Origin of the sequence: Enterobacter sp. ENT03 (genome assembly GCF_019218745.1) — a bacterium.
In the GTDB taxonomy this organism is placed as follows: Bacteria; Pseudomonadota; Gammaproteobacteria; order Enterobacterales; family Enterobacteriaceae; genus Enterobacter_D.
In genome coordinates, this window is sequence record NZ_JAHUXA010000008.1 from 44,980 (window position 1) to 68,599 (window position 23,620).

Genomic DNA, 23,620 nt, shown 5'->3' on the forward strand with positions numbered 1-23,620 from the left:
ATGGCTAAGAGCTTGTATGAAAAATTGTTTGATGCGCACGTTGTCTACGAAGCGCCAGACGAAACCCCGCTGCTGTATATCGACCGCCATCTGGTGCACGAAGTGACCTCACCACAGGCGTTCGACGGCCTGCGCGCCCACAAGCGCCCGGTACGTCAGCCGGGTAAAACCTTCGCCACCATGGATCACAACGTTTCCACGCAGACCAAAGACATTAATGCCTCCGGCGAAATGGCGCGTATCCAGATGCAGGAGCTGATCAAGAACTGCAACGACTTCGGCGTCGAACTTTACGATCTGAACCACCCGTATCAGGGGATCGTGCACGTGATGGGGCCGGAACAGGGCATCACCCTGCCGGGCATGACCATCGTCTGCGGCGACTCCCACACCGCCACCCACGGTGCCTTTGGCGCGCTGGCGTTCGGCATCGGCACCTCAGAAGTGGAACACGTACTGGCGACGCAGACCCTGAAACAGGGCCGCGCGAAAACCATGAAGATTGAAGTCACCGGCCAGGCGGCGCCGGGGATCACCGCGAAAGACATCGTGCTGGCGATCATCGGCAAAACCGGCAGCGCCGGCGGCACCGGCTATGTGGTGGAGTTTTGCGGCGACGCGATCCGCGCCCTGAGCATGGAAGGCCGCATGACATTGTGCAACATGGCGATTGAGATGGGTGCGAAAGCGGGCCTGGTCGCGCCGGATGAAACCACCTTTAACTACGTGAAAGGCCGTCTGCACGCGCCGAAAGACAAGGATTTTGACGAAGCGGTGGCGTACTGGTCCACCTTCAAAACCGATGATGACGCGCAATTTGACCGCGTGGTCACCCTGCGCGCTGAAGAGATCGCCCCGCAGGTAACCTGGGGAACGAACCCCGGCCAGGTGATCTCGGTGAACGATATTATTCCCGATCCGGCTTCTTTTGCCGATCCGGTCGAACGCGCCTCCGCTGAAAAAGCGCTGGCCTATATGGGGCTGAAACCGGGCGTGCCGCTGACCGACGTGGCGATCGACAAAGTGTTTATCGGCTCCTGCACCAACTCACGCATTGAAGATTTGCGCGCCGCCGCCGACATCGCCCGCGGGCGCAAAGTCGCACCAGGCGTACAAGCGCTGGTAGTGCCAGGTTCCGGCCCGGTGAAAGCCCAGGCGGAAGCGGAAGGGCTGGACAAGATTTTCATCGAAGCCGGTTTTGAATGGCGTCTGCCGGGCTGCTCCATGTGTCTGGCGATGAACAACGACCGCCTGAACCCCGGCGAGCGCTGTGCTTCTACCAGCAACCGTAACTTCGAAGGACGTCAGGGACGCGGCGGACGCACGCACCTGTTAAGTCCGGCCATGGCGGCAGCCGCTGCCGTCACCGGTCACTTCGCTGACATTCGCAACCTGAAATAAGGACACCATCATGGCAGAGAAATTTATTCAACATACCGGCCTGGTGGTTCCGCTGGATGCCGCCAACGTCGATACCGACGCGATCATCCCGAAGCAGTTTTTGCAGAAAGTGACCCGCACCGGCTTTGGCGCGCATCTGTTTAATGACTGGCGTTTCCTGGATGACAAAGGGCAACAGCCCAACCCGGACTTCGTGCTGAACTTCCCGGTTTACAAAGGCGCGTCGATTTTGCTGGCGCGGGAAAACTTTGGCTGCGGCTCGTCCCGTGAACACGCCCCCTGGGCGCTGACCGACTACGGTTTCAAAGTGGTGATCGCCCCGAGCTTCGCCGACATCTTCTACGGCAACAGCTTCAACAACCAGCTGCTGCCGGTGACATTAAGCGATGCCGAAGTGGATGAACTGTTTGAACAGGTGAAGGCAAATCCGGGGATCACCTTTGAAGTGGATCTGGAAGCGCAGGAAGTGAAGGCCGGAGATAAAACCTACCGCTTCAATATCGACGCCTTCCGCCGCCACTGCATGCTGAACGGGCTGGACAGCATCGGCCTGACCTTGCAGCACAACGACGCCATTGCGACTTACGAAGCAAAACAACCGGCGTTTATGCGCTGATCCCGTTGCCGGATGGCGCTTTGCTTATCCGGCCTACCATTCTTGCCCGGCGGCGCAAGCTTGCCGGGCCTACGCGTGAAGTTGTAGGCCGGGTAAGGCGCAGCCGCCACCCGGCACATTCCACCAGACTACACGTCCTTCACCCGGCTGGTAATGCCAAGCGTCACCACAGAAATCCCGGCAATCACCCAGTACACCACCCCGTGACCATAACTTTGCGCCAGCGCCCCCTGGATCACCCCGGCTAAAATCACGCCGGTGGAAATACTGTTGGTAAACAGCGTGGTCGCCGATCCCGCGCGGCCCGGCATCAGATCCTGGAACCACAGCATGCCGATCCCGGCGACAATGCCGATGAAAATGGCGTTAAACAGTTGCAGGGCGAGCAGCGCCACCTGGCTGTGGAAGAAAATCAGGCCGATGTAAAACAGCACGCCCGCCGCTACCGCAAGGGTCATCATGCGACGTTTACCGAACCGTTTCACGTAGAAACCGGCGAGGATCATCGCCGGGATTTCCAGCCCTGCCGCCGTGCCCATCAGTATCCCCGCCAGCTTATCCGGCAGCCCCAGATCGGCACTGATCCACAGCGGCATATCGATGATGTACATGGTGTTGCAGGTCCACATCAGCGTGGAGGCGATAAACAGCAGGCGCACGTTTTTGTCGCCCCAGCCGCTGACGCGGGTGACCGGCACATCAGCCGCCTGCTCCACCCGCGCCACCGACGGCAGTATCAGCGCAATCAGCGCCAGGCTGACGGCGAAGATCCCGGCGGCGATGCAGAACATGGTGGTAAAGCCGTAATTCAGCGCGATCATAAAGGCCAGCGGCGGGCCAATCACCCACGCCAGCGACAACTGCGCACGCATCACCGAGCTGAACATCACCACTTCGCGCGCCGAGTTATCAGCATATTCACGCGCAAGGGCAAACAGCTGCGGCATGGCGGTATTGGCGATGGAGGCCAGCAGCACGCCGCAGGTTATCAGCGTTAAATAGTGGCGGTTGAAAGCAAACAGCAGCGCATTGCCGATGGCCATGGCGCAGCACAGCATGATCAGTTTGCGGCGATCGCCCCGGCTGTCGGATCGTTTTGCCAGCCACAGGCTCACCAGGATCCCGGCGATGGCGTTGACGGTGTAAAACAGACCGACCCAGAACGGCTGCGCGCCGACCTCACGGCTGAGAAACAGACTGAGCGTCGGTGCCTGCAAGGCGCCGGCGATCCCCATCATAAAGGCAACGATCATAAACGCGGCATAGACCCCGTTCAGACGTCTGCCCATCGTCATAAGCCACAGCATAATTCGTCCTTTTGAGCGCGCAAACAATGAAAAAAGCCAGCAGATAATACCTGCTGGCGTGGCGATTAGCACCAATACTCAGTCACACATGCTGGAAGCGAATGCTGTAACAGCCCTCCCCGCTTCCAACGACGTTCAGTATTGGCTTAATATAGGGATTAATAAATTGATGAGTTTTCGTCAGGAGTTCCCCTTTTATGTCGTCAGGTCGTCTGCAACAACAATTCATCCGTCTGTGGCAGTGTTGCGACGGCGCGACTCAGGAAACCACGCTGAGCGAACTGGCCGAACTGCTGAGCTGTTCGCGCCGCCATATGCGTACCCTGCTCAACACCATGCAGGCACGTGGCTGGCTCACCTGGGAAGCGGAAGCCGGACGGGGTAAGCGCTCACGCCTTACCTTTCTTTATACCGGACTGGCGCTACAACAGCAGCGGGCGGAAGATCTGCTGGAGCAGGATCGCATCGATCAGCTGGTGCAACTGGTGGGCGACAAAACCGCCGTGCGTCAGATGCTGGTGTCGCACCTGGGGCGCAGTTTTCGCCAGGGCCGCCACATTCTGCGCGTGCTCTATTACCGCCCGCTGCGCAATCTGCTGCCCGGCACGGCGTTAAGACGCTCCGAATCCCATATCGCCCGCCAGATCTTCAGCGCCCTGACGCGCGTAAATGAGGAAAACGGGGAACTGGAAGCAGATATTGCCCATCACTGGCAGCAACTTTCCCCGCTGCACTGGCGATTTTATCTGCGGCCCGGCATTCATTTTCACCACGGGCGCGAGCTGGAAATGCGCGACGTCATCACCTCCCTTGAGCGCATCAACGCCTTTCCGCTCTATTCGCATATCACGCAGATCGTCTCCCCCACGCCGTGGACGCTGGACATTCATCTCGCCGAGCCGGACAGCTGGCTACCGTGGCTGTTAGGCCATGTGCAGTCGATGATCCTGCCACATGAATGGCAGTCGATGAGCAGTTTCGCCAGCCTGCCGGTCGGCACCGGCCCCTATGCCGTCACCCGTAACAACAACAGCCAGCTGAAGATCCAGGCCTTTGACGACTACTTTGGCTTTCGCGCGCTTATTGATGAAGTGAACGTCTGGGTGCTGCCGGAAGTGAACGACGATCCCAGCGGCGGCCTGACGCTGGAAGGCCCCGGCGAGGGTGAAAAAGCCGTCGAGAGCCGCCTTGAAGAGGGCTGCTATTATCTGCTGTTTGATGCCCGCACGCCCAGGGGCAACAACCCGGCGGTCCGGGACTGGATCAGCCATGTGCTCTCCCCCGCCAGCCTGCTGTATCACGGCGACGAGCACTATCAGCGCTTCTGGTTTCCGGCGTACGGTCTGCTGCCGCGCTGGCACCACGCGCGACCGGGCGGCAGCGAAATCGAAAAACCTGCCGGGCTGGAGTCCCTCACGCTGACCTACTACCGGGAACATCAGGAGCACAAAGTTATTGCCCGCTCGATGATCGCCCTGCTGGCGCAGCACCAGGTGCGGCTGGAAATCCGGGAAGTGGAGTACGAGGAGTGGCACAGCGGCGAGGTGACCAGCGACATCTGGCTCAACAGCGCCAACTTCACGCTGCCGCTCGATTTCTCGCTGTTCACGCATTTATACGAAGTGCCGCTGATCCAGCAGTGCATTCCCCGCGACTGGCAACAGGATGCCGCGCACTGGCGCGCAGGCGACATGAATCTGGCGACCTGGTGCCAGCAACTGATGGCGAACCGCGCGATTGTGCCGTTGATCCACCACTGGCTGACCATCAACGGTCAGCGCAGTATGCGTGGATTACGCATGAATACGCTGGGATGGTTTGACTTTAAATCCGCCTGGTTTGCACCGCCGGATCCGTGAGGAGAATGTCGGTGGACCCTGGCCCAGCGAATGACCCGTTTACTTCGTCATCTGCTCGGCAGACTTCAGGTGCTGCTCAACGACCGGCGTGTGCGCGTCGGCCAGCGCCTTCACATCCGGGTCCTTGATCATCTTAGCGTCGCTCTGTAGCTTCGACAGCACCATCTTGTGGTCTTTCGTTCCGGCGTTTTCCATATACATTTTGTCAAAGTCGTCGCCGCTCTGTTTTTCCAGCTTCGCGGCCATCGCCTTGTGCTCGGCATCCGGCACCGTCGGCAGTGTTACCCCTTTTTCTTTAGCGACCGCCTGGACTTTGGTCAGGGCCGCGCCATGATCGTCAACCATCTTCTGCGCGTAGGCTTTGACGTCACTGCTTTGCGCCTTGCTCAGCGCGAGCTTACCCGCTGCAATTTCATTGATATTGGCCTGTGCCATATCCTTCACAGCTTTTTCATCGCCGGAGCTGAGCTTCGTGCCCGATGCGGTCTGGCTGGCGGCGTCACCCGTTGCACTGCTCGTCTGCGTCTGGGCTTGCACGCCGAGGGTGGTGAACATCGCTGCCACTGCTGATACGGCCAGCAGTCCTTTCAAGGTTTTGCTCTTTTGCATGTGATTCTCCAGAGGGTCATGGGTAGGGTGATGTGAGGTAATTATCTGCGCGCAGCCTCCTGCGTAACTGACAACGGCACAATTGAGTATAGTCGAACGGTCAGATACAGCAGTTTTAGTTACCAATCTTACAAAGGGCAGCAGAAAATGAGGGGAGAAAGGGTGCGGAAAGAGTGATGGTTAAGCTTTTGCTGGCGAACCGCGCGATACTACAACTGGCTGACCAACAATGGTCAGCGCAGTATGCTTGGATCGCGCATGAATACGCTGGGGCTTCTTTTTAAATCAGCCTGATTTGCACCACCGTAGCCCTTATACTCCTTAAACGATATTCTCATTCTTTCGCTACGTTAAGTTTTCTGCAGGGAAAGTAACCAGAGCTTAAAAGTCTGTAGATTTTTATAGATTGGCTCGTCTTGCCCCAATATTCTGGCCATATCTTTAGTTTGATATTGCATCCAGTATTTATCAAACTCCACTTCACCTTTGTCACCATACTCTCTAAAAAAAAGCCCTTCTCCATTCATAAGCCTTTTAATTAGCGTCTCGGAACCAATGTTTTTTGTATTACCACTTCCGGGCCGATCAACTGCGAGCTTCCATTTCTCTTGAAAAAAGAACTCGAACCTTCTTGCAACCGAGACTATTCCTTCAAAATTATCTAAAGTATAAGATTCAAGCTCATCAACCAAATAAGAATCTATTTGACTTCTGTATTCTGAAATATTCTCTGAATACCCACTAGCCAATAAGTTCCAGTTATCATCGTCTGCGTTGTTCATGTATGTAATCAAGAGCTTACGTTTCGAGCTGGTAAGTTTAAACCCCTTTTCGATCAACAAGTTGGTTATACTATCTATGTCACTACGAGAATAGATAACCCCCAGAACATAATGTTTTTTATAAACTTCATAGGGAAAAAGTGCATTTTTGTATGATGACCTGTTTCTAAAGTAACCCGTAAACGCGCCCAACGTCATACCGTTAACAGAGTCATCGGTAATCCTGTATGTCGTTTTTAAGTCAATAGCATACTTGTTTCCTTCAGAGTCTATAAACGTAACATCAGGATAATAATTCTGATGAGGAGGCAACCTAATCTTTAAATTATTCTCCTTAGCAAATCGCAGCAGGTAAGGGAATATCATTATTTCTATTACTTTAGATATAACTTTGGTATCGGTCGTGATAGAGTATATATTCCTGTAAGTATCAATAAAGCCTTTAACTGACCAATCAGTAGTTCCTTCAACAGTCAAAGCTTTTTTTAATTCCGGCAAAAACTCAACAAATCTATCATGGAAATCCATATTAAACCCCTACAATTAAAACTTCTCTGACATTAGTTTTTTTTGATAATGCATATTTATAATCTACATGTTTAACGTCTACAGCTTTACCCAAGAATTTTAAAAAAAGGACTATATCATCAATATTAGGAATGCCATCCTCCCTATAAGATATAGCAATTTTACTCTCCTTAAATGTCTCCAGACATTTAAAAAACTCCGTTGAAATAAGCTTCCTGTCTTCCCATGCAGATTTCACCTTTAATATTGTTTTGTTTTTACTCGAGTGATCTATTTTCGATTCCCAACAATCATAAGAAGTAATTCCCTCAAGGAAATGATAAAAATCCATGTACATGGTCAGACTTCCTTTTTGGGGTACGTAAGGCGGATCGAAATAAACCAAATCAGCATTTATTTTATCAGGGCATATATCGATAACATCATAATTGACAGCTTTATTTTTTTTATGATTATCGAAAACAGCCAAATTTGCCTGCGTAACGAAATTTAGAAAATGGGCTTCAAAAGGCTTATCCCAGGTAGCTTTGTTACCAAAAGTTCTTTTTACATCAGCAGTTCTGACATTTAAATTATTACGATGAAATAGATTATAGGGCCTTTTAGACAGACAGGATTGAAACAATGCCCAAAATAATAACGCTTTTTTATATTCATCGCTTACTCTATGGATATTTTGCACGACGACGTCCAGCCATATATTCTCATCGGGCAGATAATATATTCCTTCAAAATTATTACTTATAATATTGTTATAAACAAAGGACGGATCTTTTTTTAGAACAAACTCTAAATCTTTCTCATCAAGCGTGACCGAGGGGTTTTCAATGAATGCCTTTGCAATTTGATAATTAAACTGCAGTTTATCGTTGGCAATAACAGACTTACCCATGCTTTTGAACATATACCCCACAGAAGAAGTACCGGAAAAAGCATCAAGCACTGTCTCAAATTCTATGGTAGACAAGGAATCTTCTATCCACTTTGTTAATTTATATTTACTACCCTGATAGCGAGTTTTAGGAAAAACGCCTGCCTGAAATTTCCCATTTACACATAACTCATTATTAAAGAAACTCATAAATCACCAAGGTTATCGTTTAGATAAATCATATTTCAAGCTAACACTTAGGTAAGTCAGCAACATGATTTTTTTAAAAATATATACAGTTGCTTTAATTAAATGGAGGTTAGAAACACCCCCCATACCCTACCATTATAAAAAATTCACATGAAACATATAATACAACATATGAGATATAATACAATCTATTTTTGCATTGAATATTAGGTGTTTAAACCCGAAGATATTTACCCACAATCGGACAGGCTCTTTCTTTTATTTATATCATGCAAGTGTGGTTCTTATCTCTAGATTTAAATTTGCGCTCAAACGGTGAGTAAAGAGGGTAATGGTTTATTAATACTAACGGGGATTTAAATCATCCCCGGCATGCAATATTTTTACCGTGAATGAATTTGTAATTTAAGCCCCCACCTGTCAGTGGGGATTATCATGCTGCGCTTCTATAAGATTATCTCTTTTGCTGGTACACCGCCGCCACTCCGCACCCAGCGCGGCGCTTTCATAATATCGGTGAAATACCACACCAGTTCACACAACAGCCCGGTCAGGATTTTCTCCATATCCGGCGGTAATGACTGACTGTTCAACAGACGCGTTAAGGTCAGGCAGTACTCACACAGCAGATCAGATTCCGGTTCGAAATGCGGGAGTTCATCGGGTGGCGTATCCACCGTCAGCGATGAAACCAGATGCGGTGGAATAACCTCGTTGAGCGTGGGTTGCAGCAGCATCAGGCAGGCGTTGAGCCGTCCACACATAGCGAGGCATAGCGCCGGATCGTCGCTTTCGATCAGCGCCTCAGCAAAATGCTCGCAGTGATCCGCCAGCACGGTGAAATCCGTGTCTGCGGTGAAGGGAACGGTAAGAAGCGGGTGAGTCTGGTTGAGGGTCGTAGCCATAAGGGCAGCCTCCGGTATGTGAATGTATATTCCGCCACCGAAGAGACCAATCTTACGGGTGGTGGACTGAACGGAGTTGGTCTTACCGGCCATACCGACACCGGCGCGCCTTGCAGCGCCCCCGTCCAGCCCACCATAGAGATGTAGCCAAACGCACGACATAAGAAAGACGCTTACGCGTCATATGTCGCAGGTATGATATGCAGGAGACCAATCCCGGCACCTGATTTTGCAGGTGCGGGAAGATGCTACTGTCAGACACGATCAACGGCAAGCGGATTTGTCAGTACGATTTGCGGCGCGCCTCGCAAAGGCCTTTAAAACCTGCCCTTAACTATGGGCGGCAACTCCAACAGCATGTGGTTTGATGTTAAATCAGTACAGAGAAAGTAATATGCACCAGCGTATAGCGTTTGCTATACGTTAAGGTTAAAATTTGTATATCACTTGCTATACAACGGGGTCACCATGAAATCAGATGTTCAGCTCAATATTAGGGCTAAAGAAGCGCAGAGAGCGCTAATCGATACCGCTGCCAGTATTCTTCATAAATCACGGACTGATTTTATACTTGAGACAGCTTGTCAGGCCGCTGAAAACGTCATCCTTGATCGTCGGATGTTCAATCTTAATGACGAGCAATACGCTGAATTTATCACTATGCTGGACGCCCCGGTCACCGCTAATCCGGCGCTGGATGCACTACTGGCGAGAAAACCCCAGTGGGAAAAGTAACTGCACCGCAACCACTTAACGCTTCACATATTCTTTCTGAGTTCCATTGTGGGGAAGCAGTACTGGATGAATGGATCAGGCACCGGGGATTAAAAAATCACTCTACCGGTGCGGCCAGAACATTTGTGGTATGCCGGGGAAAGACGTCACAGGTGGTGGGATTTTACTCCTTGGCTACCGGTAGCGTGACTCACGCCATTGCGCCCGGCAGCTTACGGCGAAACATGCCTGAGCCTATCCCTGTCATTATCCTGGCACGTCTTGCAGTCGATGCGAGTTACCACGGCAAAGGTCTGGGCGCGGATTTACTTCATGATGCCGTTTTACGCATTTATCGTGTGGCTGAAAACATAGGTGTGCGCGCAATTATGGTTCATGCCCTCTCAGACGCGGCGAAAAACTTCTACCTGCATCATGGCTTTGTAGTTTCGAATACGCAGGAAAATACACTTTTCCTCCGCTTACCCGAAATCCTTTAGGCCAGCACAAGCTCCCTGCGCCAGATTTGTTCAACTCCGTAACTGTAAATCATCAGTAACGCACAGCGTGTTTCTGCCCGGGCCTCGCCCCCGCCATCCCTCATTGCTGCCCGGCAACAAAATCATTACACTAGCGCCGTGCTCAACGGGGTGCTGCGCGACACGCGTGTGCTGAGAAAATACCCGTCGAACCTGATCCGGATAACGCCGGCGAAGGGATTTGAGGCTACCGCTCAAGTCCTTTGCCACTCTCTTTTATTGAGGTGCAAAGTGTTAAAAAAATGTCTGCCGTTCCTGCTGCTGATTGCCGCGCCCGCCTTTGCCAAACCTGTGCTCACCGTTTACACCTACGACTCCTTTGCCGCTGACTGGGGCCCTGGCCCGAAAGTTAAAAAAGCTTTTGAAGCAGACTGTAACTGCGAGCTAAAACTGGTGGCGCTGGAAGATGGCGTCTCGCTGCTCAACCGTCTGCGCATGGAAGGCAAAAACAGCAAAGCCGACGTGGTGCTGGGGCTGGATAACAACCTGCTGGAAGCCGCCACGCAAACTAAACTGTTCGCCAAGAGCGACATCCCAAATGATGCGGTCAAGGTGCCGGGCGGCTGGAAAAACGACACCTTTGTGCCGTTCGATTACGGCTATTTCGCCTTCGTCTATGACAAAAACAAACTGAAAAATCCGCCGAAAAGCCTGAAAGAACTGGTGGAAAGCGATCAGAAATGGCGTGTGATCTACCAGGATCCGCGCACCAGCACGCCAGGCCTCGGCCTCTTGCTGTGGATGCAAAAAGTCTATGGCGATAACGCCCCGGACGCCTGGCAAAAACTCGCTGCCAAAACCGTCACCGTCACCAAAGGCTGGAGCGAAGCTTACGGCCTGTTCCTGAAAGGCGAAAGCGACCTGGTGCTGAGCTACACCACCTCCCCGGCGTATCACTCTATTGAAGAGAAGAAAGACAACTACGCCGCGGCGGGCTTTAGCGAAGGGCACTATTTGCAGGTGGAAGTTGCCGCCCGCACTGCCGCCAGCAAGCAGCCGGAGCTGGCAGATAAGTTCCTGAAATTTATGGTGACGCCGGCGTTCCAGAACACCATCGCCACCGGCAACTGGATGTATCCGGTAACCAGCGTGGCGCTGCCCGCGGGCTTTGACCAACTGGTGAAACCGGCCACCACGCTGGAATACTCCCCGCAGGATGTTGCCGCGAAGCGTGCCGACTGGATCAGTGCATGGCAACGCGCCGTCAGCCGTTAATCCCCGGCTGGCTGCTGCCCGGTGCTGCCGCGGCCACGCTGATGGTGGCGGTGGCGCTGGCGGCCTTTTTTGCGCTGTGGCTGAATGCGCCGGTAACGGACGTCGCCGCGCTGTGGCAGGACAGTTATCTGTGGCACGTGGTGCGCTTCTCGTTCTGGCAAGCGTTTTTGTCGGCCCTGCTGTCGGTGGTTCCGGCGATTTTTCTTGCCCGCGCCCTGTACCGCCGCCGCTTTCCGGGGCGGCAAATGCTGTTACGCCTGTGCGCCATGACGCTGATTTTGCCGGTGCTGGTGGCGGTGTTCGGCATTCTCAGCGTCTATGGGCGTCAGGGCTGGCTGGCGCAGATTTTCGGATCGCACTGGACGTTTTCGCCTTATGGCCTGCAAGGGATCCTGCTGGCCCACGTCTTTTTTAATCTGCCGATGGCGACCCGCCTGCTGTTACAGGCGCTGGAGCAGATCCCCGGCGAGCAGCGCCAGCTTGCCGCCCAGCTCGGGATGCGCGGCTGGGCGTTTTTCCGCTTTGTTGAATGGCCCTGGCTGCGGCGGCAAATCCCGCCGGTGGCGGCGCTGATCTTTATGCTCTGCTTTGCCAGCTTTGCGACGGTGCTGTCGCTGGGCGGCGGGCCACAGGCCACCACCATTGAGCTGGCAATTTATCAGGCGTTAAGTTACGACTTTGAACCGGGCCGCGCGGCGCTGCTGGCGCTGGTGCAGATGATCTGCTGCCTCGGGCTGGTGCTGTTAAGCCAGCGGCTGAGCAAAGCCATTGCCGTCGGCACAAATCACATCACCGGCTGGCGCGATCCGCAGGACAGCTTGTTCCGCCGACTTGCCGATAGCACGCTGATCGTGCTCGCCCTGTTGCTGTTGCTGCCGCCGCTGATCGCGGTCATTGTCGGGGGATTCAACCGCAGTCTGCTGGACGTACTGGCGCAGCCGGTGCTGTGGCAGGCGACCTGGACCTCGCTGCGCATCGCGCTGTGCGCCGGGGTGCTGTGTGTGATCCTGACCATGATGCTGCTGTGGAGCAGCCGCGAACTGCGCGCCCGCCAGCAGCCCTTCGCCGGACAGGCGCTGGAGCTGTCCGGCATGTTGATCCTCGCGATGCCCGGGATTGTGCTGGCAACCGGCTTCTTTTTACTGCTTAACAACGCCACCGGCCTGCCGGACTCCGCTGACGGCATTGTGATTTTTACTAACGCGCTGATGGCCATCCCCTACGCGCTCAAAGTACTGGAAAACCCGATGCGCGATGTCGCCGCCCGTTATACGCTGCTGTGCCAGTCTCTCGGCCTGGCGGGGCTGCAACGGCTGCGCGTGGTGGAGTTGCGCGCGCTGAAACGTCCGCTGGCGCAGGCGCTGGCGTTTGCCTGTGTGCTGTCGATTGGCGATTTCGGCGTCGTGGCGCTGTTCGGCAATGACGATTTCCGTACGCTGCCGTTTTACCTTTATCAGCAAATCGGCTCTTATCGCAGCCAGGACGGGGCCGTGACGGCGCTGCTGCTGCTGGCGCTGTGCTTTATCCTGTTCACCGTGATTGAAAAACTTCCGGGTCGCCATGCTAAAACTGACTGATACCACCTGGCTTTACCATCACCTGCCCATGCGCTTTACGCTGACTATCGAGCGGGGTGAACAGGTGGCGATCCTCGGGCCGAGCGGCGCGGGGAAAAGCACGCTGCTGAATCTGATCGCCGGATTTTTACAGCCGGACAGCGGCACCATTGTGCTGGAAAACCAGGATTATACGCGTACGCCGCCGTCGCGCCGCCCGGTGTCGATGCTGTTCCAGGAAAACAACCTGTTCACCCATCTGACGGTGCGGCAGAACATTGGTCTGGGGCTGCATCCCGGCTTAAAACTTAACGACGCCCAGCGCGCCACCCTGGCGGCCATTGCCGCGCAGATGGGGCTGGAAGATCTGCTCGATCGCCTGCCCGGGCAGCTTTCCGGCGGGCAGCGTCAGCGTGTGGCGCTGGCGCGCTGTCTGGTACGCGAACAGCCGGTATTGCTGCTGGATGAGCCGTTTTCCGCGCTTGATCCGGCGCTGCGTCAGGAGATGCTGGTGCTGGTTAACGAGGTGTGTCAGCGCCAGAACCTGACGCTGCTGATGGTGTCGCACAGTGTGGAAGATGCGCTGCGCATCGCCCCGCGCTCGCTGGTGATCGCCGACGGGCGCATTGCCTGGGACGGCAGCACGCAGGCGCTGGTGAGCGGGCAGTCGCCCGCCTCGGCATTACTGGGGATCGCCGCGCAGTAACAGCTTCCCGCTCTCGTCCATTATGAGCGTCACGTCTGCCGCCTGGCTGTGAGTCAGCACGGTGACAACATTTGGCCCGTCGGTGCGCTGATAAAAATCTTCTGCCTGCGCCCGGCTTAAACCTCCGGCCATTTTGCGCGCCACCAGCCGCGCGGTTAACGCTGACTGCGGCGCGCGAATGAAGATTGAAAAATCGCAATACTGCCGCACGGCCTGCCAGCGGGGGTCGTCCAGCAGCAGCCAGTTGCCTTCGACGATCACCAGCGGTGCCGTTACGGCGATAGCATCTTCAACCGGATCGTGGCGCTGGCGATCATACTGCGGCCAGTTCCCCTCGCCGCGGCGGATGCGCGCTAATGCCTGCGCCAGCTTGTCAACGTCATAGGTCGCAGGCGTGCCTTTGTCGCCGCGAAGCTGATGCGCCTCCAGCCAGTCGTTATAGTGATGAAAGCCATCCATCGGCAGCGTCTGTAGCTCCGGCAACGCCGGATCCTGCGCGCAGAGGTATTCCCAGAATGTGGTTAACGTAGACTTGCCGGTTCCCGGTGGCGCGCTGAGAAAAACAATCGTCCGGTGATGCGCGGAGGTAAGTTCCGCCAGGCGGCGTAATAGTGGTTTATGCACGGTTTCAATTTCCGCCTCGTCATAGCTGGCGGTGGTTGTCAGTCCATTGATGTGGAGCGTTATTTTCACGGCGTAAGTTCCTTTACGATCGTCGTTACTGCCAGCGCCAGCGCGGTTTTGACCATCGCGCTAAACCGCGCCTCTGAATAAACGGCAAAATCCGCGAATTTCATCGCTTTCAGCGCGTTATACAGCGACGTATTGGTGGTGATGCTGTTCATGTTGCTGATGAAATCCCAGACAACCTCATCCCCATAGCCGGGAACGTGCGCCAGCTCCGCCAGATACTGGCTGAACTGGGAAAAATGCATAATATCGGCATACAGCCATTTATCCATTTTCCCCAGCGCATAAATCAGACGGATCGCGACATCAACATCATCCAGCGGACCACTTTGCGCCAGCAGCGGTTTTACGGCGTATTCGACGATTTCTGCATCATTGTTAACGAATAACGACGGCAAAAAATGACGGATGGCACGCAACAAAATGTCATTCGCCGTAACCATAAAGGCGCGTAAGTCCTCCATGATCTCAAGTTGCTCCAGCACATCATCTTCTGTCAGCGTCGTCATTCGTTTCTCGTTAGATCACCAGCAATGCAGGGAATCTATTATATTACACGTTCGCTCTGCGCCATTGATGAGTAATGTTTGGGTCTGCAATCTGCCCCCGTGATCACGAATGCCTTTCAGCAAATCACCGTCGGTCACGCCTGTGGCGCAAAACAGAATGTCGTCCTGCTTCACCAGGTCATCCAGTAAATAGAGGTGATTTACCCTGACCTCCATCTCCGCACAGCGACGACGCTCGCGCCGGGCAATGTGTTGATGCGCAGGCGCATCCCCTTTCGCTTCACAAAAGTCGATAAGTTCCACCTGCATATCGCCCCCTAATGCTTTAACGGCACAGGCAGAAATCACCCCTTCCGGCGCACCGCCAATGGTGTACATCACGTCAAACAGAGTATCGGGATGACAGGTCAGTACGCTTGCGGCCACATCCCCATCCGGCAGGGCGAACACTTTGACACCCAGCTGCATCGCCTCTTCAATTGCAGGACGCATACGCGGCTTATCGAGCGTCACCATGCGCAGCGAAGCCAGGGGTTTACCCAGCGCCTCCGCCACGTTACGAAGATTATCGGTCAGGGACAACGCGAGGTTAAGCACACCGCGCGCCTGTCGGCCCACCACCAGCTTTTTCATGTACATATCTGGCGCATGAAACAGACTGCCCGATGGTGCAAACGCCATCACCGCCAGCGCATTACTTTGCCCCATCGCCACCATGCGGGTGCCTTCAATAGGGTCGACCGCAATGTCCACCGCAGGCCCGGTGCCCGTCCCCACGCTTTCGCCAATATACAGCATCGGCGCACAATCAATTTCACCTTCGCCAATGACCACGCGACCTTGCATAGCGAGCGTATTGAGCGCATCCCGCATCGCGGTGACAGCAAGCCCGTCGATTTTATTTTTGTCGCCACAACCGGTTTGCGGCCAGGCAGCGAGTGCCGCCTGTTCCGTAATACGTAGCAGCGGCCACGCCAGAGCCATCATTGCGCCGCCTCCCCGATGTCCACGTTAAAGTGCGCCAGCAGGTATTTTTCCGCCTGCGCATTCCAGATGCCGTGCGTTTCCGCGACCTTCTCCGCCAGCACTTTAAACAGTGGATCGGTTTTGCCCTTTTCTGCAAAATCAGCAATCGCCGTTAAAGGCATCGTCACGCCGTTGTAGATAAGTTTCTTGCCGCCGGGAATATCCGGCAGGTTCAGCACCGTTTCCGGCACCGCATCCAGCCCGCCGATATGTGTCACCATAAATGACGGCTGGAGTTGCCCACTGGCGCTAAGCGCAATGGCTTCTTTCATATCATCCGTGGAACCGCCAGACGTGCCGACCACATGCGTGCGGTTGTAATGCACGTTGTAGAAGTTAAACGGCACTTTGAAGTTGCTGTCCGTTGGCCCAGCGAAAAAGTTCAGGCAACCGTCTTCAGCCAGCAGTTCATCGGCCATCGCAACCACGGCGGGTACCGCCGCATAAACGAAGACGTCATCAAAGCCGGTATTACCGGTCAGGGCGCGAAGCGCCGTCGCCGGATGATCCATGCCTGTCGTATTGACATAAATAAGTTCGATGCCTTTCGCCGCCGCTAATTCGACGGGCAGCAGTTTACGCGCCTGCGCCAGACGTTTTTCGTCGATATCCACCACCACAACACGTGCCGGTTTGATACCGCCGTTAATGGCGTAGTCTATAGCGCCAATACCCATCGGCCCGGCGCAGGCCAGCAGCGCGATATTGCCTCCGGGCTTGATGCCCATGCGGTGTTCATAAACATATTGTGTGGTGTGGTAATTGGCATGGTAGGCACCAATAATGCAGCACATCGGCTCAGCCAGGGATGCAGCGGCAAAATAATCGCCGTCATACGGTAATACACAACCCAGATTAATCGCCACTTCGGGAATAATCATATAGGTAGCGTTACCGCCAAAATATTCGTAGCTGTAGCCGGCAGAATAGCCAGACGGTAATCCCATTGCGGGCTGTAAAACAAAACGCTGCCCTTTCTTATATTTATCAGAGAGATTTTTTCCCACCTCAACGATAATACCTGCGCATTCGTGTCCGGTGATCACCGGATGATTTTTCAGATCCTCCGGGACACGCTTATGCTCGCTGCCCAATAAAGCCGCCTTCCAGGTAGAGAGACACACACTGTCGGAAATAACGCTGACCAGCAGTTCATTTTCTGTAATTGCGGGCAGTTCAAATTCACGGATGCGTACGTCCCGCTTGCCGTATATCGCAGCAACTTTCGTTTTCATATCGACTCCAGAAGTCAGAATGACTATTTTGCGGTCAAATGGCTAAATAACTCGTCAAGGTGCGGGTCGCCAATATAGTTTTTTATCAGCACTAACGGTTTATTACTTACCCGTTTAACGCGTCCTTCAAGGCTGGCGTGGGTGATAATAATATCGGCATCTGCCGGGACATTTTCGATGGCATAATGCATGACAGTTATGGTTAACCCCGCTTTTTCCAGCCGCTTACGAAATGTCGTCGCGCCCATGGCGCTGGATCCCATACCGGCATCACAGACAAAAGCGATGCGTTTGACATGACGATATGAAAACGCGCCTTCCTGCTTCATGGTTTTCACGGCATCAGCAGAATCAGTAAAGGTATCTTCACTTTCCGCTTCACCACTCTTATCCATTTTCAAAATAAAGGACGTAATAATAAAGCTCACTACGGTTCCTGTTGCGACCCCCGTAATAGTGGCGAAGAAAGCCCCTTTCGGTGTTAATGCCAGGTAAGCGAAAATGGATCCCGGACTTGGGCCAGCCACCAGTCCACCGTCTAACATCGTAAATACCCAGGTTCCGCTCATGCCCCCGGCAATCATGGCGATCAGGGTTAAGGGTTTCATCAACACATACGGGAAATAGAGCTCATGGATCCCACCGAGGAAATGAATAATCATCGCGCCAGGCGCTGATTTCTTCGCCATGCCTTTGCCAAAAAGGGTAAAGCTGAGCAGTAGCCCTAGCCCAGGCCCTGGATTCGAGGCCACCATAAAGAAAATGGATTTCCCGGCTTCCGATGCCTGTTGCATTCCCAGTGGATAGTAAACCCCCTGATCGATGGCATTATTCAGGAACAGGATCTTCGCCGGTTCATTGATTACGGAAAGCAACGGCAGGTAGCCAGCATGAACCAGCGACTCAATGCTTTCTCTGACCATGTTATTGGCAATCAGCACCGCCGGCCCGATAACTTCAAATCCCAGCAGGCACAGCGCCATGCCTGCAATCCCCAGAGAGAAGTTATTAATGACCATCTCAAAGCCTGCGGGTATGCGATTTTCCAGTGCTTTGTCGATCTTCTTAATCATCAGGCCGCCTAACGGCCCCATGATCATCGCGCCCAGAAACATCGGAATATCAGCGCCGACAATGACACCAATACTGCCGATGCCGCCCATCACCGCGCCACGCTTACCGCCAACAAGCGCCCCGCCGGTTGAACCTATCATCACGGGCAACAAATAAGTAATCATCGGACCGACGATTCTGGCGAATTGTTCATTCGGCATCCAGCCGGTAGGAATAAATAATGCAGTAATAAAACCCCAGGCAATAAATGCGCCGATATTGGGGATGACCATGGCCGTCAAAAATCCGCCAAAAGCCTGGACTTTTGCACGAGCAGACTTATGTTCCATAATATTTTCCTGTAAAGGAGAGACTCGTCAGACGAGAGATAGAATATCTTTAATCTGTTTTTCGCTTTGCGCGTTAAGCAGTTTTTGTATATTACCTTCATCACAAAGCAACTCGCTTAACGCCTGAATGGCGTTAATATGCGAATCGGAATCGAATGCTGCCAGACCTATTAATACTTTAACCGGATCATTATTTACATCAAAAAGTACAGGTTGTCTGAGTAACGTTAATGACACCCCCGTCTTTAACGCGCCACACTCCGGTCTTGCATGGGGCATGGCAATGCCAGGTGCCAGCATATAATAAGGACCGTTGTTTAATGTAGCCTCTTTAATCGATTTAATATAATCATCACGAATATATCCAAGAGCAAGTAGTGCTGCCATAGATAAATCGATAGCGTGCTGCCAGTCGCTTGCCGATTCCTTTATTTTGACAGCGCCCTCCGGGAAATAATCCTTTAACCGCATACTGCCTCCTGTTTTATTTCAGATACCGTTGAACGGTACAAATAAAATACTCGCAGCGTTTTGTTAAAGCAAACAGGGGAAATAGCGGGGAATGAGGAAAATGCTCATTCTTAATTTCTTATAAATTAAGAAGTTAAGAATAAGCAACAGCATAAAAGTGATCAACATCTAAAATACAGATAAATATAAAAATTTATATATGCAATGCATATCACTTTATTAGGGTTGCGTTGGTTAAATTTTGTGATATTCATCATACAAAAAAACGGGCCGCCTGAGCGACCCGTTTCTTAGCAACAACGATTACAGCAGAGCTTTAGCTTTGCTTACCACGTTATCGACTGTGAAGCCGAACTCTTCAAACAGCAGCTCTGCCGGGGCAGACTCACCGAAGGTGGTCATGCCAACGATAGCGCCGTTCAGGCCCACGTATTTGTACCAGTAGTCAGCGATACCCGCTTCAACTGCTACACGCGCAGACACGGCTTTCGGCAGCACGGATTCGCGGTAGGCGGCATCCTGCTTGTCGAACGCATCGGTAGACGGCATGGAAACCGCGCGGGCTTTGATGCCTTCGGCCGTCAGTTTTTCCCATGCGCCCACTGCCAGCTCAACTTCGGAACCGGTGGCGATGAAGATCACCTGCGGCTGGCCGTCGCTGTCTTTCAGCACATAACCACCACGGGCGATGTCTGCCAGTTGCTGCTCGGTACGCTCCTGCTGCGCCAGGTTCTGACGGGAGAGGATCAGAGCGGTCGGGCCGTCGTGACGCTCAACGCCATATTTCCACGCGACTGCGGATTCAACCTGGTCACACGGACGCCAGGTGCTCATGTTCGGTGTGACGCGCAGAGACGCGATCTGCTCGACCGGCTGGTGCGTCGGGCCGTCTTCGCCCAGACCGATGGAGTCGTGGGTGTAAACCATCACCTGACGCTGTTTCATCAGCGCCGCCATACGCACCGCGTTACGGGCATATTCCACAAACATCAGGAAGGTGGAGGTGTACGGCACGAAACCGCCGTGCAGAGAGATACCGTTAGCGATGGCGGTCATACCGAATTCGCGCACGCCGTAATGGATGTAGTTGCCTGCGGCGTCTTCGTTAATCGCTTTCGAGCCAGACCAGATGGTCAGGTTGCTTGGTGCGAGATCTGCGGAGCCGCCGAGGAATTCTGGCAGCCACGGGCCGAAGGCTTCGATGGCGTTCTGGGATGCTTTACGGCTGGCGATTTTAGCCGGGTTTGCCTGCAGTTTGGCAATGAATTCATTCGCTTTTGCGGCGAAATCTTCCGGCATTTCACCTTTCATACGACGGGTGAATTCAGCGGCTTCCTGCGGGAAAGCTTTCGCATAGGCAGCAAATTTCTCGTTCCATGCTTTTTCTTTCGCCGCGCCCATTTCTTTCGCGTCCCACTGGGCATAAATGTCCTGCGGGATGTCGAAGGCGGCGTGTTTCCAGCCCAGCTGTTCGCGGGTCAGCGCCACTTCAGCGTCGCCCAGCGGCGCACCGTGGGAGTCATGGGTACCAGCTTTGTTTGGTGAACCGAAACCGATGATGGTTTTGCACATCAGCAGGGACGGTTTGTCGGTAACCGATTTGGCTTCTTCGATGGCGCGTTTGATCGCGTCAGCATCGTGACCGTCCACGCCGCGCACCACGTGCCAGCCGTAGGCTTCGAAACGTGCTGCGGTGTCATCGGTGAACCAGCCTTCTACGTGGCCGTCGATAGAGATGCCGTTGTCATCATAGAACGCCACCAGTTTGCCCAGGCCGAGAGTACCTGCCAGAGAGCAAACTTCGTGGGAGATGCCTTCCATCATGCAGCCGTCGCCCATGAACGCGTAGGTGTAGTGGTCGACGATGTCGTGGCCCGGGCGGTTAAACTGCGCCGCGAGGGTTTTCTCAGCGATAGCCATACCGACTGCGTTAGCAATACCCTGCCCCAGCGGGCCAGTCGTGGTTTCCACACCAGCGGTGTAGCCCACTTCCGGGTGACCCGGAGTTTTGGAGTGCAGCTGACGGAAGTTTTTCAGCTCTTCAATCGGCAGGTCGTAGCCGGTGAGGTGCAGCAGGCTGTAAATCAGCATGGAGCCGTGGCCGTTAGACAGCACGAAGCGGTCGCGGTCAGCCCAGGACGGGTTTTGTGGATTATGGTTCAGGAAATCGCGCCACAGGACTTCGGCGATGTCTGCCATGCCCATCGGGGCGCCCGGGTGACCGGATTTGGCTTTCTGTACTGCGTCCATGCTCAGCGCACGAATAGCGTTGGCAAGCTCTTTACGTGAGGACATTTTGACTCCAGATCGGACTGTTAAAGGCCATGCCCTGGCGACTTGACTACAGCGCGGAATGGGCTACGCCGGAAAAAAGTGACAACAATGTAACCCAAGCGGCAACTCATGTACATGGAGCATCCTTTTGCCGCTTCAGAAATCTCTGGATCACGCTCGCAAGTTGCGCAAACGCTCACCGCCCTCGCGTAATTTTCTTTATACTCAGCGCACCTGCCCGCTTCGTTCAGGCGTGGCGACTATCAAAACATGCATTAATCATTGCGGAAGATAAGACATGAAGATTCGCACAGCATTGCTGGCTCTGGGTGTGGCAACGGCGTTGACCGGCTGCCAGAACATGGATTCTAACGGCCTGATGAGCTCCGGCGCAGAAGCGTTCCAGGCGTACTCATTAAGCGATCAGCAGGTGATTGCATTAAGCAATGAAGCCTGTAAAGAGATGGACAGCAAAGCGACTATCGCCCCGGCGAGCAGTGCTTACAGTCAGCGTCTGGCGAAAATCGCCAACGCATTAGGCGATAACATTAATGGTCAGGCGGTGAACTACAAGGTTTACCAGACTAAAGATGTGAACGCTTTCGCGATGGCGAACGGCTGCATCCGCGTTTACAGCGGCCTGATGGATATGATGAACGACAATGAAGTTGAAGCGGTCATTGGCCATGAAATGGGTCACGTGGCGCTTGGCCATGTTAAACGCGGCATGCAGGTGGCGCTAGGCACCAACGCCGTGCGCGTGGCGGCGGCATCTGCCGGTGGCGTAGTGGGTAGCCTGTCGCAGTCGCAGCTTGGCGATCTGGGTGAAAAACTGGTCAACTCCCAGTTCTCCCAGCGTCAGGAAGCCGAAGCGGATGACTACTCTTACGATCTGTTGCGCAAACGCGGCATCAACCCGGCCGGTCTGGCCACCAGCTTTGAGAAGCTGTCAAAACTGGAAGCAGGACGTCAGAGTTCGATGTTTGATGATCACCCGGCTTCCGAAGCGCGTGCGCAGCATATTCGCGACCGTATGGCGGCAGACGGCATCAAATAAATCTATTTCGGGCGTAATTGGCGAAGCCAGTCTGGGTCAGGACAGCGCACAGCCACCGGAGCGTACACGTAGTACGTGAGGATGGCGAGCACTGCCCTGGCCCATAATGGCGAGTAAAATAGCCCGATTACTCGCCCTTCTTGGCGGCCTGGATATACAGCATTTCCAGCGCCAGCGTCGCAGCGGCCAGCGCCGTGATCTCAGACTGATCGTAAGCCGGTGCTACTTCCACCACGTCCATACCCACGATGTTCAGGTCTTTCAGACCGCGCACCAGTTTAATGGCGCGATCGGATGTCAGCCCGCCAATCACCGGCGTACCGGTGCCCGGTGCGAAGGCCGGATCCAGGCAATCAATATCAAAACTCAGGTAGACCGGCATATCGCCAACGATCTGCTTCACCTGGGCGAGAATGTCGTCCACGCTGCGATCGTTCACCTGGCAGGCATCCAGCACGGTAAAGCCGTTGTCTTTATCAAACTCGGTACGGATACCGATCTGCACGGAGTGATGCGGATCGATCAGACCTTCTTTCGGTGCGGTGTAGAACATGGTGCCGTGGTCGAACTCGCAGCCGTTCGCGTAGGTGTCGGTGTGCGCATCGAAATGCACCAGCGCCATTTTACCGAAGTGTTTCGCATGGGCGCGCAGCAGCGGCAGCGTCACGAAGTGGTCACCGCCGAAGGAGAGCATACGTTTACCGGCAGCCAGCAGTTTTTCCGCGTGGGCCTGTAATTTTTCGCTCATTTCGCGCGCATCGCCGAAGGCATACACCAGATCGCCGCAGTCGACGACGTTCAGGCGCTCGCGCATGTCGAAGTTCCACGGGAAACGGTTGTGCTCCCAGGCGAGGTTGGTGGAAACCTGGCGAATCGCCGCCGGACCGTGACGGCCACCGGCACGACCAGAGGTCGCCATATCAAAAGGCACACCGGTGATCACCCAGTCAGCATCACTGTCATACGGCTGGAAGTTCATCGGAAGGCGTAAAAAACCAAAGGCGTTAGATACCAGAGAGTTATCGTACTGATGACCTAAGGTGCTCATGTTTGTGACCTCTTTCGTAGAGTCGATATAAAAAAAATCCCCTCCGCGTCGTTAAACCCGACGAGAAAGGGATGAAGGGTGAAGCGGGC

The 23,620-nt window shown here is 53.9% G+C and carries 22 protein-coding genes and 1 riboswitch; of the genes, 9 read left to right on the forward strand and 13 right to left on the reverse strand.

What is annotated here, in order from left to right:
• Positions 1–1,401, forward strand: coding sequence for a 3-isopropylmalate dehydratase large subunit (leuC, locus tag KW828_RS12135; protein ID WP_218336589.1), 1,401 nt, complete (start codon positions 1–3; stop codon positions 1,399–1,401).
• A 10-nt stretch (positions 1,402–1,411) separates the two neighbouring features.
• A complete protein-coding gene (gene leuD, locus KW828_RS12140) occupies positions 1,412–2,017 on the forward strand; it encodes a 3-isopropylmalate dehydratase small subunit (protein WP_218336590.1) in 606 nt (201 codons plus the stop codon).
• A gap of 128 nt (positions 2,018–2,145) precedes the next feature.
• Here the strand turns inward: leuD and KW828_RS12145 are convergent, their stop codons facing one another.
• Positions 2,146–3,324 (reverse strand): sugar efflux transporter, encoded by a 1,179-nt coding sequence (locus KW828_RS12145; protein ID WP_218336591.1) that lies wholly within the window; start codon positions 3,322–3,324, stop codon positions 2,146–2,148.
• A 197-nt stretch (positions 3,325–3,521) separates the two neighbouring features.
• On the opposite strand from KW828_RS12145, the gene sgrR reads away from it, so the two are divergent.
• Positions 3,522–5,183, forward strand: coding sequence for an HTH-type transcriptional regulator SgrR (gene sgrR / locus KW828_RS12150; protein ID WP_218336592.1), 1,662 nt, complete (start codon positions 3,522–3,524; stop codon positions 5,181–5,183).
• A gap of 39 nt (positions 5,184–5,222) precedes the next feature.
• Here sgrR and KW828_RS12155 read toward each other — a convergent pair whose 3' ends face one another.
• The 4 genes from KW828_RS12155 to KW828_RS12170 form a co-directional block, all read right to left on the reverse strand.
• Complete coding sequence (locus KW828_RS12155; protein WP_218336593.1) at positions 5,223–5,792, reverse strand: DUF4142 domain-containing protein; 570 nt, start codon at positions 5,790–5,792, stop codon at positions 5,223–5,225.
• A gap of 350 nt (positions 5,793–6,142) precedes the next feature.
• Entirely contained in the window at positions 6,143–7,102 is a 960-nt protein-coding gene (locus KW828_RS12160) for a type II restriction endonuclease (protein ID WP_218336594.1), read from the reverse strand.
• Between the two features lies 1 nt (position 7,103).
• On the reverse strand, positions 7,104–8,183 hold the full coding sequence (locus KW828_RS12165; RefSeq protein ID WP_218336595.1) for a DNA adenine methylase: 1,080 nt from the start codon (positions 8,181–8,183) through the stop codon (positions 7,104–7,106).
• 446 nt (positions 8,184–8,629) lie between these two features.
• Positions 8,630–9,088: a hypothetical protein gene (locus tag KW828_RS12170; RefSeq protein ID WP_218336596.1), complete on the reverse strand. Its 459-nt coding sequence runs from the start codon at positions 9,086–9,088 to the stop codon at positions 8,630–8,632.
• 447 nt (positions 9,089–9,535) lie between these two features.
• Here KW828_RS12170 and KW828_RS12175 point away from each other — a divergent pair, with 447 nt between their 5' ends.
• From KW828_RS12175 to thiQ, 5 genes are all read left to right on the forward strand, one after another.
• Entirely contained in the window at positions 9,536–9,823 is a 288-nt protein-coding gene (locus tag KW828_RS12175; RefSeq protein ID WP_218336597.1) for a DUF1778 domain-containing protein, read from the forward strand.
• Positions 9,811–10,302, forward strand: a complete 492-nt coding sequence (locus KW828_RS12180; RefSeq protein ID WP_218336598.1) for a GNAT family N-acetyltransferase — start codon at positions 9,811–9,813, stop codon at positions 10,300–10,302. The genes KW828_RS12175 and KW828_RS12180 overlap by 13 nt, the downstream gene beginning before the upstream one ends.
• 136 nt (positions 10,303–10,438) lie before the next feature.
• Positions 10,439–10,539, forward strand: a riboswitch (TPP riboswitch).
• 33 nt (positions 10,540–10,572) lie between these two features.
• A complete protein-coding gene (thiB, locus tag KW828_RS12185) occupies positions 10,573–11,556 on the forward strand; it encodes a thiamine ABC transporter substrate binding subunit (RefSeq protein ID WP_218336599.1) in 984 nt (327 codons plus the stop codon).
• Positions 11,532–13,133 (forward strand): thiamine/thiamine pyrophosphate ABC transporter permease ThiP, encoded by a 1,602-nt coding sequence (gene thiP / locus KW828_RS12190; RefSeq protein ID WP_218336600.1) that lies wholly within the window; start codon positions 11,532–11,534, stop codon positions 13,131–13,133. Before thiB ends, thiP begins: the two co-directional genes overlap by 25 nt.
• A complete protein-coding gene (thiQ, locus tag KW828_RS12195; protein ID WP_218336601.1) occupies positions 13,117–13,818 on the forward strand; it encodes a thiamine ABC transporter ATP-binding protein ThiQ in 702 nt (233 codons plus the stop codon). Before thiP ends, thiQ begins: the two co-directional genes overlap by 17 nt.
• On the opposite strand, the gene KW828_RS12200 is transcribed toward thiQ, so the two are convergent.
• The 7 genes from KW828_RS12200 to tkt form a co-directional block, all read right to left on the reverse strand.
• Positions 13,795–14,511, reverse strand: coding sequence for a nucleoside/nucleotide kinase family protein (locus tag KW828_RS12200; RefSeq protein WP_218336602.1), 717 nt, complete (start codon positions 14,509–14,511; stop codon positions 13,795–13,797). The genes thiQ and KW828_RS12200 overlap by 24 nt on opposite strands.
• Positions 14,508–15,017: an MltR family transcriptional regulator gene (locus KW828_RS12205; protein WP_218336603.1), complete on the reverse strand. Its 510-nt coding sequence runs from the start codon at positions 15,015–15,017 to the stop codon at positions 14,508–14,510. The genes KW828_RS12200 and KW828_RS12205 overlap by 4 nt, the downstream gene beginning before the upstream one ends.
• Positions 15,018–15,032: 15 nt before the next feature.
• Positions 15,033–16,004 carry a class II fructose-bisphosphatase gene (gene glpX / locus KW828_RS12210; RefSeq protein ID WP_218336604.1) on the reverse strand — a complete coding sequence of 324 codons (972 nt, stop codon included), beginning with the start codon at positions 16,002–16,004 and terminating at the stop codon, positions 15,033–15,035.
• The gene (locus tag KW828_RS12215) at positions 16,001–17,278 is read right to left on the reverse strand and encodes a zinc-binding dehydrogenase (protein ID WP_218336605.1); all 1,278 of its coding nucleotides are present in this window, start codon (positions 17,276–17,278) and stop codon (positions 16,001–16,003) included. Before KW828_RS12215 ends, glpX begins: the two co-directional genes overlap by 4 nt.
• Positions 17,279–17,301: 23 nt before the next feature.
• On the reverse strand, positions 17,302–18,681 hold the full coding sequence (locus tag KW828_RS12220; protein ID WP_218336606.1) for a PTS mannitol transporter subunit IICB: 1,380 nt from the start codon (positions 18,679–18,681) through the stop codon (positions 17,302–17,304).
• A 27-nt stretch (positions 18,682–18,708) separates the two neighbouring features.
• On the reverse strand, positions 18,709–19,152 hold the full coding sequence (gene cmtB, locus KW828_RS12225; RefSeq protein WP_218336607.1) for a PTS mannitol transporter subunit IIA: 444 nt from the start codon (positions 19,150–19,152) through the stop codon (positions 18,709–18,711).
• 303 nt (positions 19,153–19,455) lie between these two features.
• Entirely contained in the window at positions 19,456–21,447 is a 1,992-nt protein-coding gene (gene tkt, locus KW828_RS12230; RefSeq protein ID WP_218336608.1) for a transketolase, read from the reverse strand.
• Between the two features lie 277 nt (positions 21,448–21,724).
• Between tkt and KW828_RS12235 the strand changes: the two genes are divergently transcribed.
• Positions 21,725–22,483, forward strand: a complete 759-nt coding sequence (locus KW828_RS12235; protein ID WP_218336609.1) for a M48 family metallopeptidase — start codon at positions 21,725–21,727, stop codon at positions 22,481–22,483.
• 127 nt (positions 22,484–22,610) lie between these two features.
• On the opposite strand, the gene speB is transcribed toward KW828_RS12235, so the two are convergent.
• Complete coding sequence (speB, locus tag KW828_RS12240; RefSeq protein WP_088220774.1) at positions 22,611–23,531, reverse strand: agmatinase; 921 nt, start codon at positions 23,529–23,531, stop codon at positions 22,611–22,613.
• Between the last annotated feature and the right edge of the window lie 89 nt (positions 23,532–23,620).

What these genes read in the sequence shown, in the direction of transcription:
- leuC (WP_218336589.1), top strand. Translation starts at nt 1, where the DNA reads ATGGCTAAGAGCTTGTATGAAAAATTGTTTGATGCGCACGTTGTCTAC.
- leuD (WP_218336590.1), top strand. Translation starts at nt 1,412, where the DNA reads ATGGCAGAGAAATTTATTCAACATACCGGCCTGGTGGTTCCGCTGGAT.
- KW828_RS12145 (WP_218336591.1), bottom strand. Translation starts at nt 3,324, where the DNA reads ATGCTGTGGCTTATGACGATGGGCAGACGTCTGAACGGGGTCTATGCC.
- sgrR (WP_218336592.1), top strand. Translation starts at nt 3,522, where the DNA reads ATGTCGTCAGGTCGTCTGCAACAACAATTCATCCGTCTGTGGCAGTGT.
- KW828_RS12155 (WP_218336593.1), bottom strand. Translation starts at nt 5,792, where the DNA reads ATGCAAAAGAGCAAAACCTTGAAAGGACTGCTGGCCGTATCAGCAGTG.
- KW828_RS12160 (WP_218336594.1), bottom strand. Translation starts at nt 7,102, where the DNA reads ATGGATTTCCATGATAGATTTGTTGAGTTTTTGCCGGAATTAAAAAAA.
- KW828_RS12165 (WP_218336595.1), bottom strand. Translation starts at nt 8,183, where the DNA reads ATGAGTTTCTTTAATAATGAGTTATGTGTAAATGGGAAATTTCAGGCA.
- KW828_RS12170 (WP_218336596.1), bottom strand. Translation starts at nt 9,088, where the DNA reads ATGGCTACGACCCTCAACCAGACTCACCCGCTTCTTACCGTTCCCTTC.
- thiP (WP_218336600.1), top strand. Translation starts at nt 11,532, where the DNA reads ATGGCAACGCGCCGTCAGCCGTTAATCCCCGGCTGGCTGCTGCCCGGT.
- thiQ (WP_218336601.1), top strand. Translation starts at nt 13,117, where the DNA reads ATGCTAAAACTGACTGATACCACCTGGCTTTACCATCACCTGCCCATG.
- KW828_RS12205 (WP_218336603.1), bottom strand. Translation starts at nt 15,017, where the DNA reads ATGACGACGCTGACAGAAGATGATGTGCTGGAGCAACTTGAGATCATG.
- glpX (WP_218336604.1), bottom strand. Translation starts at nt 16,004, where the DNA reads ATGATGGCTCTGGCGTGGCCGCTGCTACGTATTACGGAACAGGCGGCA.
- KW828_RS12215 (WP_218336605.1), bottom strand. Translation starts at nt 17,278, where the DNA reads ATGAAAACGAAAGTTGCTGCGATATACGGCAAGCGGGACGTACGCATC.
- KW828_RS12220 (WP_218336606.1), bottom strand. Translation starts at nt 18,681, where the DNA reads ATGGAACATAAGTCTGCTCGTGCAAAAGTCCAGGCTTTTGGCGGATTT.
- cmtB (WP_218336607.1), bottom strand. Translation starts at nt 19,152, where the DNA reads ATGCGGTTAAAGGATTATTTCCCGGAGGGCGCTGTCAAAATAAAGGAA.
- tkt (WP_218336608.1), bottom strand. Translation starts at nt 21,447, where the DNA reads ATGTCCTCACGTAAAGAGCTTGCCAACGCTATTCGTGCGCTGAGCATG.
- KW828_RS12235 (WP_218336609.1), top strand. Translation starts at nt 21,725, where the DNA reads ATGAAGATTCGCACAGCATTGCTGGCTCTGGGTGTGGCAACGGCGTTG.
- speB (WP_088220774.1), bottom strand. Translation starts at nt 23,531, where the DNA reads ATGAGCACCTTAGGTCATCAGTACGATAACTCTCTGGTATCTAACGCC.